We start from the raw sequence: 13,604 nt of genomic DNA, 5'->3' as shown, positions 1-13,604 counted from the left end.
TTGTCGGTACGTGCGCGGCAACGTCTACAGGCGTCGATCGCCACCCGTTACGGACTCTTGTTCACCCTTGCTGAACGATGTAATTATCCGTCCCACAAACTGATAGAGTGTGTCCTAAGCCTCGCTACTCCCCATAAACTGGCCGAAAAAACGTTATGGACGATTGTCGAGAAAAGGTTTAGGTACTGTCGAACAATACCAGTAGGTGAATGAGTTCAGACCAGTACAACTGTCCGAACTGTGGGGCGGAATTGAGCTACCAGACGACGAAGCACAACGGGTGTTCGAACTGCGGTTTCGTTCCGCCACACAGCGCTGAGTAAGGCAGATTGGATTGAGTTAGCGGACGCTCTGTTCTGTCGTCGGTCATTGTAGCGTTCTACGAGCAGCGTTCCGTATTCGGGTCCGACATCTATTTTTCTCGGGTCGCTGTAGCGTTGCCTGTGACGGACCGCACAGACCGGGGCGTTCTCGCGGGCGTTATCTTCGCCGTGTTACTGGCGCAGGTCTTGCTGTATCCGGGTGTCGACAGGCTCGTCCGGTCGCTGGGTGCGACGACGGACCTGAACGCAAGTATGTGGTTCTTGGCCGCTGAGTTCGGGGCGTTCGTCGTTTTCGCCGGCGTGTGGGGCGTACTCAGTGACGCCACCGGACGGCGTACACCGTACATCGCCGGCGGGGCGGGCGCAGGCGCAGTTCTGTATGCCCTCATCGCGTGGCTCCCGGGCGCTGTCTCGCTCCCGTTTGCGGGCGTGCTGGCCCTGCGGGTCCTTCAGGGTGGGGCCACTATCGCCGCGTTCTCGCTGGCGATGACGATGCTGATGGACCTCGGCGGCGGCCACGGCAAGAACATGGGTGCGGCAGGCATCGCTATCGGCAGCGGGACGGCGCTTGGTGCGCCACTCGGCGGCCAACTCTACGAAATCCAGACGACGCTCCCGCTGTACGTGGCGAGCACGCTGTCGCTCGTTGTCGCAGTGGCCGCCCTGCTCGTGACCGACCGCGCACCGTCGGACGGGCGGTCCGGCCTGGCCGCGACCGTGTCCGGGCTCAAACAGCGGCCAACGCTCGGTGTGCCGTACGCCTTCGGGTTCATTGACCGGCTCACTGCGGGCTTTTTCGCACTCGTCGGAACTCTGTATTTCAGGGAAACGTTCGAACTGGGGCCCGGCGAAACCGGGGTTATGCTGGCACTGTTTTTCGCCCCGTTCGCCCTGCTGCAGTATCCCTTTGGCGTACTCTCTGACCGCATCGGTCGAACTGCTCCTATCGTTGTCGGGTCGGTACTGTACGGGCTCACGGTAATCGGCGTTGGACAGGCTCCGACGGTGGCCATCGCCGGTACAGGGATGGTACTGACCGGCGTTATCGGCGCACTGATGGCCCCAGCCACGATGGCGCTCGTTTCGGACCTCGCCATCGAGACGGAGCGCGGCACTGCAATGGCCGGGTTCAACATCTTCGGCAGCGTCGGCTTCCTCGCCGGCATCCTTATCGGTGGCACCGTCGCTGGCGCCTTCGGCTACCCCATCGCGTTCCTCGTCGCTGGCGGGACGGAGATCGTTCTCGCGGTGCTTGCGCTGCCCGGACTGCTACGACTGGAGAAGCCGGCCGGAGATGCCGTTGGGGGCTGACTACGACGCTTCCCGAACCTCGTCCAGCGCTGCGGGGTTCTCGATGCTGGACATATCGCCCAGGTCCTCGCCGCGGTAGACGCCGGCAATCGCTCGGCGGATGATCTTCCCGCTCTGAGTCTTCGGGAACTCGTCGACGAACAGCACCTCGCGGGGCCGGAACGGCTTGCCGAGTTCCTCGCCGACGGCGGCGCGGATGTCGTCCCGGAGGTCGTCGTCGGGTTCGTAGCCGGGTTCCAGCACGGTGTAGAGGACGACGGCAGTGCCAGTGGTGTCGTCCGGCGCACCGACGGCGGCGGCCTGATTGACGGCGTCGTGTTCCATTGCCGCGCCCTCAACCTCTGCCGGCCCGACCTTCCGCCCGGCGACGTTGAGCACGTCGTCGGCCCGGCCGTGGAGGAACCAGAGGCCGTCCTTGTCTTTCTGGGCCCAATCGCCGTGGTCCCAGACATTGTCCCAGGTCGACCAGTACTCGTGCAGGTAGCGGTCGTCACCCGACCAGAGCGACCGGGTCATCGAGGGACAGGAGTCCCTGGCGACCAGATAGCCGCGCTCGTGTGTGTCGGCGATTGATTCGCCATCGGAATCGACAATGTCGATATTCATCCCAAGCCCTGGACCACCCAGCGTGCAGGGCTTGAGTGACTGGATCGGCATCGGCATCAGGAAACAGCCCATGATCTCGGTTCCGCCGGAAATGTTGATGATGGGACAGTCCTCATCCCCGACGTGCTCGTAGAACCACTGCCAACTCTCGGGGTCCCAGGGTTCGCCGGTCGAGCCCAGCAGCCGCAGACTGGAGAGATCGTGCCCCTCCAGCCACTCGTCGCCCTTCTTGCGAAGCGCCCGAATTGCGGTCGGTGAGACGCCGAACGTGGTGATGTCGTGGCGGTCGATCATCTCCCAGAAGCGGTCCGGCTCCGGGTGGTCCGGCGCGCCCTCGTACATGAAGACGGTACCGCCGAAAGCGTGGTTCCCCAGCAGCGTCCACGGCCCCATCATCCAGCCGATGTCGCTCACCCAGAAGAAGCGGTCGCTCGGCTTGTGGTCGAAGCCGAAGTAGATCTCCTTGGCTGCCTGCATGAGCGCGCCGGCGTGCGTGTGGACGATGCCCTTCGGTTTCCCGGTCGTCCCGGAGGAGTACAGGAGCATCGACTCCTGATTGCTTGGGAGTTCCTTAGCCGCGTACTCGTCGTCGGCGGTCTCGATAGCCTCGTCCCACCACTCGTCGCGGCGGGTCCAGCGAATCGTTTCGTCGGGGTCGTCGGCGATGCCGAGACGGTCGTAGACGACAGTATGTTCGACCGGTGTCGTCCCGAGTTCCTCGCCGGCTTGCTTGATTGCCTCATCGGCGCTTCCCTTGAGGTGGACCCCGGAGCCCCGCCGGTAGAAGCCGTCGCCGGTGAACAGGACAGAACATTCGGCGTCCGCGATACGGGTCGCTGTCGCGTCGACGCCGAACCCGGAGAAGATCGGCACGGCGATCGCGCCGACCTTGAGACAGCCGTACAGGATCGATGCGACTTCGGGGACCATCGGCATGTACAGCCCGACGGTGTCGCCGGTGCCGACGCCGACGGATTCCAGATAGTTCGCTACCTTGCTGGCCTGCCGGTTCAGTTCGTGGTACGTAACCTCCCGCACGTCGCCGGGCTCGCCCTCCCAGATGAGCGCGACCGTGTTCCGGGTTGGGCTGTCCCGTGCTGCATGACGGTCCAGGACGTTGTGGGCAGCGTTGATTGTCCCGCCGTCGTACCAGTCGGTGAACTGCGGCCCCTCACTATTGTCCCGGACCTGATCGTATTCTTCGAAGAACTCGATGTCGAGGTACTCCGGGAGCAGGTCCCAGAACCACTCGACACCCGAGTCGGGTTCTTCGGGCAGGTCGGTGGTCGTTCGCTCGATGAGTTCGTCGTAGTTGTCGATATCGTATTCCTGCATGAACTCCCAGACGTTCGTCGACTCGACGAACGCGTGGCTCGGTTCGTGGACGATGGAGTCTACGTGGTCTTGTTCGCTCATTGCGTCAGTGTTCCGTAGTGTTTGTCTGTCTGGTATAAACCCGTACCGCCGCCCGGGACGCCAGACGCGTGTGCCGGTCGGGGAGCTTGGTTCCGCGCCGTCTGTGTGTGGCGCATTGGCAGCTCATCGCCTCACGCCACTGTCTCACTCGTACGTTTTTGTCATGCCGCCGTCGAACAGCAGGTCTCCGCCGTTGAGATGGTCGGCGTGTGTCGAGAAGCCGAATACGAAGAGGTTCGCCACGTCGATGGGGTCCATCATCTCCTTGACCCGGGCCTGGCTCAGCATCACGTCGTCGATGACCTCGTCGACGCTGATGCCCCGCTGCTCAGCGGTGTCGGGAATCTGGTCAACGACTAGCGGCGTCTTGACGTAGCCCGTGCTAATGGAGAACCCACGGAGGCCGTCACCGCCCTCGGCGGCGATAGACTGTGTCAGCCCCCGCAGGCCGAACTTCGAGACGTTGTAGGCCACCTTATCCGAGGTGACGTAGTGGCCGTGGACCGACGCCATGTTCCCGATGGCACCCACGCCGTCGTCGGTGCCGCGGATGTGCGGGATGACGCGCTTCGAGAGGGCAAGCGGCGCGCGCAACATCACGTCGTGCATCTGGTCGTACTTCTCCATGGGGAAGTCCTCGATGGCGTCGATGTGCTGGAGGCCGGCGATGTTGGCAAGATAGCGAACCGTGCCGTGAGAGGCCGCGGTCTCGACGATGGACTCGATGTCCGCGTCGTTCGCGAGGTCGCCGGTCGCTGTCTCGACGGTTCCATCGAGGTCGAGGTCCGTCGCAGTCGTCGCGACTTCGTCGAGCCCCTCGTCGTCGATATCGGTAGCGACGGCGGTCACCCCGTTGGCGGCCATCGCCAGCGCCGTCGCCCGGCCGATGCCCGACCCGCCGCCGGTCACCAGACAGACAGTGTTGCTCGTGTAGTGGTCGTCGTCAACGAATAGGATCGAAGATTCGTCGATTGGCTCGACTTCGAGCCGTTCGTGAGAGGTGCTGGATGCCATTCAGTCACATGTTCTTTAGACATGTCCGAATAGGGGCGGGTTGACATGTATACCCGACTGACTGCTGTGGTGCTGTCGCAGCCCGGCGTGAGAACGCTGTTCCGCTGTCTCACCGGCGACGTGGTTTACGTGTAAACCTCCCGTTATTCGTGGGTTACGTCGGAAGACTCAGTCATCCCTGTGAGCGTGGCACACACCGCGTGACCAGACAGCCCGGGCTTGTCCGGGGCGTATTGGGACACACCTATGGAACAAACGACAACGGACCATGACACTGGTGGCATCGGCAGGCGAAAACTGCTCTCCGCCGTCGGCGGCTCAGCCGTCGCCGCAGCGCTCGCTGGCTGCTCAACGCTGCTGAGCGACGGCGAGGCGGCAGACCAGGGCGGGCAGTCCGGCGGTGAGATTTCCGACGAACCGATACAGGCCGGACTGTTGACCTTCACGCGGGGCGCACCGGGCGTACTCGGAATTCAGGCCCAGCGTGGGGCCGAACTCGCCGTCCAGCGCATCAACGAAGCGGGCGGTATCGGTGGGCAACGAGAGATCGAACTGGATGTCGTCAACGAGGGGTCGAATCCGCTCGACAGCTATAATCAGTTCATAGAGGAGGGGAAAGAGGTGACGTTCGGCCCGATTTCCAGCGGGACCCACAGCCAGATCGCCCCCGAGGTTGAGAAAAACGAAATCATCAACGTCAGCACCGACGGGACGGTGACGACGCTCTACGAGGAAACCGTCCCCGACCCGACCTACTCCTTCCGCTTCCAGAACTACGACATTATGGAAGTGGTGACGATGGCCCGAGAGGCCGTCGAGCGCATCGGCGCGGACAACATCTCGACTGTCGCCGGAGTCAACCCCGGCTATTCCTTCGGCGAGGACGAGATGCGGGTGTTCACGCAGGCCATCCAGAAACTCACGGACGCCGAAGTCGTCTACGAGGGGTTCCCGGAACTCGGAGCTAGCGACATGGCGAATCACATCACCTCGATCAACAACGAGGAGCCGGACGTGACCTTCTCCAGTCTGTGGGGCGGCGACGTGACGACGTTCGTTAGACAGGCGAACGCCAACGACATGTTCGAGAACACGACGGTGTTCGGCACGACGCTGTACAGCGCGGCCGGCGATGTGCCGGGCGATGCACTGGCTGGGACGGACATCTACTCCGGGTCGCGGAACTACTACTGGGGCCTGCCGGCACCCGGAAACTGGCAGCCCGGCCGCGAGCTGTTCGACGCCGCGAGACAGCAGGATGGCGTGACAGTTCCGACGGCACACTACATGAGCGGGTACGGGGCGGTCACCGCCTGGGCGACGGCCGTCGAAAAGGCCATCGACCTGCTGGGTACATACCCAACTCAGGAGCAGATCGCGCAGGTTCTGGAGGGACACGGCTTCTTCACCCCGGCCGGCTACCACAACATCGCCGAGGACCATCAGGGCGCGTCGAACTCCTTTGCCGGGCAGATGGTGTACGACGACGACCTCGGCGCGGCCAGACTTGAGGACGTGAACACTTACGCCGCCACCGAGACAGCACCACCGCCGGGCGTCACCGGGAGCGACTGGCTGGATAGCTGGAGCGCCTGATACCGAGCCATGGCCGTAACACCCACAGCTGCGCTCGTCCAGACGCTCAACGGCATCCAATTCGGGTTCATCCTGTTCATGATCGCCTCTGGACTGACTGTCATCCTGGGCATTCTGGACGTCCTGAACCTCGCTCACGGGGAACTGTTCTCGCTGGGCGCGTACACCGCCATCGGCGTGTTCGGGTTCATCATTGGCGTCATCGGCCCACCAGGGGGCGGCGTCGTCGGTACCGCCGTGTTCATACTCGCGGTTCTTGCGGCCGTGCTGGTGACGGCAGCCATCCTCCTTCCCGTGGGAACGCTCTTTGAAGCGGTGTTCCTGCGCCAGATTTACGACCGCGACCAGGTGTACCAGCTGGTGCTGACCTTCGCCCTCTTGCTCATCCTCCTCGACGTGAAGAAGTTCATCTGGGGGGACAGTTCGATCCGGACCGACGCCGTCTACAGCGCCATCAACGCGATTCCGACGAGCGAACTCGTCGGGCTGAACTACCCGACCTACAACGTGTTTGTCATCCTCGTCGGGTCGGTCGTCGTCGTGGGCCTGTTCTGGTTCTTCGAGCGCACGAAGACCGGCCGAATCATCCGCGCGACGGCCATCGACCGCGAGATGGCGACTGCGATCGGCGTCAGCACTGACCGCGTGTTCACACTCGTGTTCGCGCTGGGCGCGTTCCTCGCCGGGTTCGCCGGTGCGGTGGCAGTGCCGCCGACATCGGCGACCCTGGAGATGGGCACCAATCCACTGGTGCTGTCCTTCGTCGTCATCGTCATCGGCGGCCTCGGCAGCCTCCGCGGGGCGTTCGTCGGCGCACTCCTGGTCGGCATTATCCGGAGCTGGATGATTACACTCTACCCGCCGGGCGAGATCGCGGCCCCGTTCGCCATCATGGCGCTCATCCTGCTGGTCAAGCCCGAAGGGCTGTTCGGAACATGGGGTGAGACAGCGTGATGCCGGAGCGCGTCGACCGCGACGGAACGCCGGCGTATCGCTTCCTCGGAGTCGAAGTAACGCGACGAGAAGCAGCCTTCCTCGTCTTGGGGGTCGTGTTCCTGTTCGTCATTCCCGACATCGCGAGCCTCTCAGATAGCCTCCAGCTCAGCGTCATCCATCAGGGCCTGCTGTTTGGCTTTGCGGCGGTCGGGCTGAACCTCCTGCTTCGGCACACGAAGCTCACCTCGTTCGGCCACGCGGCCTTCTTCGGCACCGGCGCGTACGCGACCGCGGTCCTCGCGCGCTACGCCGGTGTCCAGAGCGTCGGGCTGCTGTTGCTCGGAGCCATTGCCGCCGCGACGGTGATGGCGGCCATCATCGGGGTGTTGTCGCTGCGACACACCGGGCTGTACTTCGCCCTCCTGACGCTGGCCTTCGGCCAACTCCTGTACGCCATCGCACTCGGCCAGAGTGCCCTCGGCGGGAGCGACGGGCTCCCGATTCGGCCGGGGCCGGCGAACCAGCCGCTCCTGTTCGGGACCGCGTTCAGCCCCGATGTGTACCAGATCCTGACGTACTACCTGACGGTGGTCGTCATCCTCATCGGGCTGTTCGTGATGTACCGCATCACGCAGTCACCGTTCCGCAACGCCCTGGACGCCATCGGGCAGGAACGGACCCGGGCGCGGTTCATCGGTCTGCCGGTCCGGCGGTACGTCTGGGCCGCGTTCGTCATCTCGGGCATCTACGGCGGCGTCGCGGGCGGGCTGTACGCCGTCGTCCGCCAGTACGTCCGCCCTGAGGGGACGCTGTTCTTCCTCCGGTCGGGCGACATCCTGTTCATGGCGATTCTGGGCGGGTTCCGGACGCTGGTCGGCCCGCTCATCGGCGGTGTCGTCCTCGTCTTCCTGCAGGACGTTGGTCAGGACGTGACCCAGTACTACGAGTTCCTGACCGGCATGGTGCTCCTGATACTCGTGTACGGCTTCCCGCGGGGCATCGTCGGGTCGCTCCGGTCCGGCGGCATCGTCAACACGCGGCTCAGTGAACTGCGCCGGGAACCGTCCGTCCTGTCGACGTGGGGCCGGACCGCCGCGCAGTCGATAGAACGGAAGGTGACAGAGGCGCTGACCAGCCTGCGGATAATCCTCTTCGGAGTCGACTGATATGCTCGAAGCACGCAATCTGCGGAAGTCCTTCGGTGAACTGGTCGCAACTGACGACATCACGCTCGAATTCGGTAAGGACGAGGGCGAACTCGTCTTCATCGTCGGTCCGAACGGGGCCGGGAAGACGACGTTCGTCAACCTCCTTACCGGCTTTCTCTCACCGGACGAGGGGTCCATCGTCCTCGACGGCGACGATATCACCGGCATGTCGGCAAACGGTCGTGTCGACGCCGGCATCGCCCGGAGCTTTCAGGTCGTCAAGGTGTTCGAGGAGATGACGGTCCGAGAGAACCTCCGGACGGTCGTGTTGACCGAACAGGGCAAGACCTGGAGCCTGTTCTCGATGGCCGACGGCCACGAGGAGGTCGAGTCGCAGGTCGAGGAACTGCTCGAAAAGTTCCGGCTCGGAGACGCGGCCGACACCGTCGCCGAGGAGCTCCCCCACGGTGACCGAAAACTGCTCGACGTGGCGATGTCCTTCGGCCTCGACCCGGACTACCTCCTGCTCGACGAACCGACCTCCGGGGTGTCGACCCGGGAAAAGGAGTACGTCATCGAGACGATTGTTGAGGTCGGCCGGGCCGAAGGCGTCACGACAGTCACCATTGAACACGACATGGATATCGTCACGGAGTACGCCGACCGCGTCGTCGCGCTTCATCAGGGGACTGTCCACGGGGTCGGTCCGCCAACGATGCTCGAAACCGACGACGAACTTCGACGGCTCCTGCTGGGGGTGGGCGAGGATGAGTAACGACGCGCTGCTGTCCGTTCGCGGCCTCAATGCTGCCGTCGAGGGGTTTCAGGTGACCGAGAACGTCGACCTCGACGTGAACGCCGGGGAGGCGGTCGGGCTGGTCGGCCGCAACGGGGCTGGCAAGACGAGTACCTTCCGCGGCATCATGGGCCTGACACCGGTCTGGAGCGGCTCAGTCACGTTCCGCGGCGAGGAGCTGACCAGCATCCGTTCGGAGCTGATTCCCAAGCGGGGCATCGGCTACCAGCCCGAAGACCGGAAGCTGTTCACCGGAATGACCGTCGACGAGAACTTCCGACTCCCGATCTGGACCAGCGGGCCTGCTCGCGGTATCGATGACGAGGACGCGGTCATCGAGAGTGTCTACGACGTACTGACCGAACTCGATGACCGCCGGGACGCGAAGGTCCAGAACCTCAGTGGCGGCCAGGCAAAGATGGTCGCCATCGGGCGGGCGCTCGCACTCCAGCCTGATTTGCTCATCCTCGATGAACCGCTGGAGGGATTAGCTCCAGTCGTCGTCGAAAACCTCAAGCGCCATATCCGGGCCATCAACGACCGCGGGATTGCGGTTCTCGTCGCTGAATCGAACGTCACGCACGTCCCTGAGGTCGTTGACCGCCTCTACGTCATTGAGCGCGGGGATATCGTCGCCAGCGGTGATCCGGAGGAGCTGGCAGCGGACGAAGACATCCAGAAGCTGATGCAGGGTAGCGGAGCGGAGTAGCAGCACACACAGCCCCACCGCCGCTCTCACTCGGTCACATCGTTCATCGCTGTCGTGACGCGATCGAGTATCTTCCGCTGACTGCGCCGAAGGTTCTTCGAAATGGCCATCTTCGACACGTCGAACTCCTCGGCAAGCGATGACAAAGTTGCGTCGCGCGGCGTGTCGAAATAACCGCCTTCGACGGCCTTCTCCAGCGTGTCTCGTTCCACCTCCGAGAGTTCCCGACAGCCGTCAACCAGCCGCTTCGCCGAGTTGATGTTCTGTAGCAGGTCGTAGTAGTCCTCCAGGTCGACCGATTCCCGGGACCGGATCGTGTAGTCGTTGTCCCGTTCTAGTTCCGACAGGGTTCCCTCCGCGACGCGTTCAGTATCGAAGCCGACGTGCCAGATTTCCGATCCGTCTCGGATTCGGAACGGTCCGGTAATGTAGCCGCTGTGGTCGCGGATGACGCTCATCGCGTTCGTCTCGTCAATGCGTGAACGGATGAGCGCCAAGTCGCCCTTCCGGCGGAGAAGCTGATAGGACTCCATGTGGTCGTGTGTCTCCAGTGCGTTCAGCCCGCGATCTAATTCCTCACGATCTGCGCCGTTGACCATGATCCGCGTCTCCAGCTCCCGCTCGACAGGGTGGAAATCCCACTGCTTGGCCAGAAACGACACCTCGTAGTCCCGTGTTGTGTCGATGTACGGACAGTCGTACTGGACCATGTCCATCTCGAGCGATATCATGAACAATCAATCATGTGGAACTGTCTTAGTGATTGCCTCTCCGCTGGGTCGTCTCCCGTCTCAATCACGCCGCAAACCCTTTTGACTGAGGCAGTTAACTTTGTGGTATGTACGTCCGGGATGCGAAAAACCGCGAGGAAGTCTGGTTGCTCGACCGTATTGAAGAGATGGGGCTGGACGAGACGGCTTTTAGATCCCGGGACTACGTCGTCGCTATCGACGAGGAAAGTCACGAGAAGGCGGGATTCGGCCGCATCCGTATCCACAAGAGCGACGAGGTGTCTGTCTGTGAACTGACCAGTATCGGCGTCCTGCCCGAATGGCGCAATCAGGGCGTCGGCGCACACGTCATCGAGCGACTGGTCGAATACGCTGGTGACGAGGGGTTTGACACCGTCTACTCGCTGACGAACGCCTCGGAGTTCCTCGCGAAGTTTGGCTTCGAGCGCATCGAACCGGCGCAACTCCCCGACTCGCTCCGGGACCGGCTCGCGACCAAACAGGAGAACATCCAGCCAGACGCGGTGCCCCTTCGGGTGGCTGTCGACCGCTTCGAGGTGCCCGGCCACCTCCGCAATCGGTTCAAGCAGGCCAGCGCCGGCGAGTCCGAGGAACCCGAGCCAGAAGAGGGTCCTGAAGACTTCGGCATTGACCCCGACGAAGCGACCTACAAGTATGACACGGGCGACTGATTATCCGACGACGACGGACTGATTATCTGACGTCGACGACTTCGATATCGAACACGAGCGTCTTGCCGGCCAGTTCGTGGTTAAAGTCGACCTCAACGGCGTCGTCTCGGACAGCAGTTACGTCCCCATGAAGTCCGTTTTCAGCCTCGACGTGGGTTCCGACTTCCGGCTCTTTTCCCACCATGCTCTCGAACGTTTCGGGGTCGTATTCGCGGATTCGGTCAGTCTGGAACTCGCCGTAGGCTTTGGCTGGGGGCACCGTGACAGTGGCCTCCTCGCCCGCGGCCATGCCGACGAGCGCCTCGTCGATTCCCTCAATGATCTCTCCTCCACCGACAGTAAAGGAAAGCGGTGCGTACTCGCTCGCATCGACGCCCTGTGCCTCGATCAGTCCGTGCTCTCTTGCTACTTCGGGACGTGACGTATCGAAGGTGGTCCCGTCCTCAAAGCGACCGACGTACTCGATGGTAACGCCGTCACCCGGTTCGATTGGCATACGTCCTCGGTAGAATGCGACGATATAAACCCACCTCGGAACAGCACGCCGTGGATTACCACAGGCTTCGTATTACAAATCGTGAAGGATTTAAGAACCCTTAAGCCTCCGCCGTCCGACAATCCGTCCATGTTTGACCCCGACGAGCTGGAGGAGATACGGGAGTCGAAGGCTCAGTGGGAGGAAGACGACGTCCAGCCCACCGTCGACCGCTTTGGCGAACGCAAGGAGACGTTCACCACGGATACCGAAGGACACGAGGTAGACCGCCTGTACACCCCGGAAGATATCTCCGATCTCGACTACGAGGAGGATCTGGGGTTCCCCGGTCAGGAACCGTATACCCGCGGCGTGTATCCGACCGGCTATCGGGGCCGACTCTGGACGATGCGCCAGTACGCCGGGATGGGGACCGCGACGGAGACCAACGAGCGGTTCAATTACCTGCTCGACCAGGGCCAGACCGGGCTGTCGATGGCGTTTGACCTCCCCACGCAGATGGGGTATGACTCCAACCACGCGATGGCCGCCGGCGAGGTTGGCAAAACCGGCGTCGCCATCGACTCGCTTGATGACATGGAGACCGTGTTCGACGGCATCCCGCTGGACGAAGTCTCGACGAGCATGACCATCAACGCCCCTGCCTCGGTGCTGCTGGCGATGTACATCGCTGTCGGCGACAAGCAGGGCGTCGACCGCGAGGAACTCCGCGGGACCATCCAGAACGACGTACTCAAGGAGTATATCGCCCGGAACACGTTCATCTACCCGCCGGAGCCCTCGATGCGGCTCATCACCGACATTTTCGAGTTTTGTGCCGCTGAGACGCCGAAATTCAACACCATCTCTATCTCGGGGTATCACATCCGCGAGGCCGGCTCGACGGCCGCCCAGGAGATCGCGTTCACCCTCGGTGACGGTATCGAGTACGTTGAGGCCGCTATCGAGGCCGGGCTGGATGTGGACGAGTTCGCCCCGCAGCTATCCTTTTTCTTTGCCTCCTACAACAATATCTTCGAGGAGGTGGCGAAGTTCCGGGCCGCACGTCGCCTCTGGGCGAAAATTATGGACGAGCGTTTCGACGCCCAGAACCCCAAATCCAAGCAACTGAAGTTCCACACCCAGACCGCTGGCTCGACACTGACCGCCCAGCAGATCGAGAACAACGTCGTCCGTGTGTCCTACCAGGCGCTGGCGGCCGTTCTGGGCGGAACCCAGAGCCTCCACACCAACGGCAAGGACGAGGCCATCGGCCTGCCGACCGAGCAGTCCGTCCGGACAGCACTGCGCACCCAGCAGATTCTCGCCCACGAGTCCGGTGCGGCGGACACCATCGACCCGCTGGCCGGGAGCTACTACGTCGAGTCGCTGACCGACGAACTCGAAGCGGAGGCCCGCGAACTCATCGAGGAGGTCGACGAACGCGGCGGGATGCGCCGCTCCATCGAGGAGCAATGGGTCCAGCGCCAGATTCAGGACGTAGCCTTCGAACGCCAGCGTGAACAGGAGGCGGGCGAGCGCATCATCGTCGGCGTCAACGAGTATCAGGTCGAAGAAGAGGGTGAGCAGGATATCGAAGAGGTCGACGAGGCCGTCGAACAGGCCCAGCAGGACAACGTCGCCACAGTTCGGGAAGAGCGTGACGAGGCGGCCGTCGAAGCGAAACTCGACGCGCTCCGACAGGCCGCCGAGGGTGACGAGAACGTCATGCCCTATATCATCGACGCCGTGAAGGTGTACGCCACGACCGGCGAGGTGTGTGACGTACTCCGGGACGTGTTCGGCGAGTACCAGCCCGGGTCGTCGATGTAAGGTCGGTTGAAACGCGGA

The 13,604-nt window shown here is 62.8% G+C and carries 12 protein-coding genes; 8 read left to right on the top strand and 4 right to left on the bottom strand.

Annotated elements, in window-relative coordinates; all coding sequences use genetic code 11:
• The first annotated feature begins 443 nt into the window (after positions 1-443).
• On the top strand, positions 444-1,634 hold the full coding sequence (locus RBH20_RS05370; RefSeq protein WP_306706290.1) for an MFS transporter: 1,191 nt from the start codon (positions 444-446) through the stop codon (positions 1,632-1,634).
• Here RBH20_RS05370 and RBH20_RS05365 read toward each other — a convergent pair whose 3' ends face one another.
• Together RBH20_RS05365 and RBH20_RS05360 are read right to left on the bottom strand one after the other, a co-directional pair.
• Positions 1,635-3,656, bottom strand: a complete 2,022-nt coding sequence (locus RBH20_RS05365; protein ID WP_306706288.1) for an AMP-binding protein — start codon at positions 3,654-3,656, stop codon at positions 1,635-1,637.
• 144 nt (positions 3,657-3,800) lie between these two features.
• Complete coding sequence (locus tag RBH20_RS05360; protein WP_306706286.1) at positions 3,801-4,670, bottom strand: SDR family oxidoreductase; 870 nt, start codon at positions 4,668-4,670, stop codon at positions 3,801-3,803.
• Positions 4,671-4,916: 246 nt separating this feature from the next.
• Here RBH20_RS05360 and RBH20_RS05355 point away from each other — a divergent pair, with 246 nt between their 5' ends.
• The 5 genes from RBH20_RS05355 to RBH20_RS05335 are packed head-to-tail and all read left to right on the top strand — an operon-like array spanning position 4,917 to position 9,855.
• A complete protein-coding gene (locus RBH20_RS05355; protein ID WP_306706284.1) occupies positions 4,917-6,266 on the top strand; it encodes an ABC transporter substrate-binding protein in 1,350 nt (449 codons plus the stop codon).
• A 9-nt stretch (positions 6,267-6,275) separates the two neighbouring features.
• Positions 6,276-7,220 (top strand): branched-chain amino acid ABC transporter permease, encoded by a 945-nt coding sequence (locus tag RBH20_RS05350; RefSeq protein WP_306706282.1) that lies wholly within the window; start codon positions 6,276-6,278, stop codon positions 7,218-7,220.
• Positions 7,220-8,368 carry a branched-chain amino acid ABC transporter permease gene (locus tag RBH20_RS05345; RefSeq protein ID WP_306706279.1) on the top strand — a complete coding sequence of 383 codons (1,149 nt, stop codon included), beginning with the start codon at positions 7,220-7,222 and terminating at the stop codon, positions 8,366-8,368. The genes RBH20_RS05350 and RBH20_RS05345 overlap by 1 nt, the downstream gene beginning before the upstream one ends.
• Position 8,369: 1 nt before the next feature.
• Positions 8,370-9,125 carry an ABC transporter ATP-binding protein gene (locus tag RBH20_RS05340; RefSeq protein ID WP_306706277.1) on the top strand — a complete coding sequence of 252 codons (756 nt, stop codon included), beginning with the start codon at positions 8,370-8,372 and terminating at the stop codon, positions 9,123-9,125.
• On the top strand, positions 9,118-9,855 hold the full coding sequence (locus RBH20_RS05335) for an ABC transporter ATP-binding protein (RefSeq protein WP_306706275.1): 738 nt from the start codon (positions 9,118-9,120) through the stop codon (positions 9,853-9,855). Before RBH20_RS05340 ends, RBH20_RS05335 begins: the two co-directional genes overlap by 8 nt.
• A gap of 26 nt (positions 9,856-9,881) precedes the next feature.
• Here RBH20_RS05335 and RBH20_RS05330 read toward each other — a convergent pair whose 3' ends face one another.
• A complete protein-coding gene (locus tag RBH20_RS05330; protein ID WP_306706273.1) occupies positions 9,882-10,586 on the bottom strand; it encodes a helix-turn-helix domain-containing protein in 705 nt (234 codons plus the stop codon).
• A 107-nt stretch (positions 10,587-10,693) separates the two neighbouring features.
• Between RBH20_RS05330 and RBH20_RS05325 the strand changes: the two genes are divergently transcribed.
• On the top strand, positions 10,694-11,278 hold the full coding sequence (locus RBH20_RS05325) for a GNAT family N-acetyltransferase (protein WP_306706270.1): 585 nt from the start codon (positions 10,694-10,696) through the stop codon (positions 11,276-11,278).
• 22 nt (positions 11,279-11,300) lie between these two features.
• Here RBH20_RS05325 and RBH20_RS05320 read toward each other — a convergent pair whose 3' ends face one another.
• Positions 11,301-11,774 (bottom strand): peptidylprolyl isomerase, encoded by a 474-nt coding sequence (locus RBH20_RS05320; RefSeq protein ID WP_306706268.1) that lies wholly within the window; start codon positions 11,772-11,774, stop codon positions 11,301-11,303.
• 129 nt (positions 11,775-11,903) lie between these two features.
• Here RBH20_RS05320 and RBH20_RS05315 point away from each other — a divergent pair, with 129 nt between their 5' ends.
• The gene (locus RBH20_RS05315) at positions 11,904-13,586 is read left to right on the top strand and encodes a methylmalonyl-CoA mutase (protein ID WP_306706265.1); all 1,683 of its coding nucleotides are present in this window, start codon (positions 11,904-11,906) and stop codon (positions 13,584-13,586) included.
• The last annotated feature ends 18 nt before the right edge of the window (positions 13,587-13,604 follow it).

Source organism: Haloarcula sp. H-GB4 (genome assembly GCF_030848575.1).
Taxonomy (GTDB): Archaea; Halobacteriota; Halobacteria; order Halobacteriales; family Haloarculaceae; genus Haloarcula.
Note: the sequence above shows the minus strand (reverse complement) of the source record. Positions and strands in the feature narration are given on the sequence as shown.

Bases quoted from the DNA above. Each gene is read 5' to 3' on its own strand.
- RBH20_RS05365 (WP_306706288.1), bottom strand. From the start codon at position 3,656: ATGAGCGAACAAGACCACGTAGACTCCATCGTCCACGAACCGAGCCAC.
- RBH20_RS05360 (WP_306706286.1), bottom strand. From the start codon at position 4,670: ATGGCATCCAGCACCTCTCACGAACGGCTCGAAGTCGAGCCAATCGAC.
- RBH20_RS05355 (WP_306706284.1), top strand. From the start codon at position 4,917: ATGGAACAAACGACAACGGACCATGACACTGGTGGCATCGGCAGGCGA.
- RBH20_RS05350 (WP_306706282.1), top strand. From the start codon at position 6,276: ATGGCCGTAACACCCACAGCTGCGCTCGTCCAGACGCTCAACGGCATC.
- RBH20_RS05345 (WP_306706279.1), top strand. From the start codon at position 7,220: ATGCCGGAGCGCGTCGACCGCGACGGAACGCCGGCGTATCGCTTCCTC.
- RBH20_RS05340 (WP_306706277.1), top strand. From the start codon at position 8,370: ATGCTCGAAGCACGCAATCTGCGGAAGTCCTTCGGTGAACTGGTCGCA.
- RBH20_RS05335 (WP_306706275.1), top strand. From the start codon at position 9,118: ATGAGTAACGACGCGCTGCTGTCCGTTCGCGGCCTCAATGCTGCCGTC.
- RBH20_RS05330 (WP_306706273.1), bottom strand. From the start codon at position 10,586: ATGATATCGCTCGAGATGGACATGGTCCAGTACGACTGTCCGTACATC.
- RBH20_RS05325 (WP_306706270.1), top strand. From the start codon at position 10,694: ATGTACGTCCGGGATGCGAAAAACCGCGAGGAAGTCTGGTTGCTCGAC.
- RBH20_RS05320 (WP_306706268.1), bottom strand. From the start codon at position 11,774: ATGCCAATCGAACCGGGTGACGGCGTTACCATCGAGTACGTCGGTCGC.
- RBH20_RS05315 (WP_306706265.1), top strand. From the start codon at position 11,904: ATGTTTGACCCCGACGAGCTGGAGGAGATACGGGAGTCGAAGGCTCAG.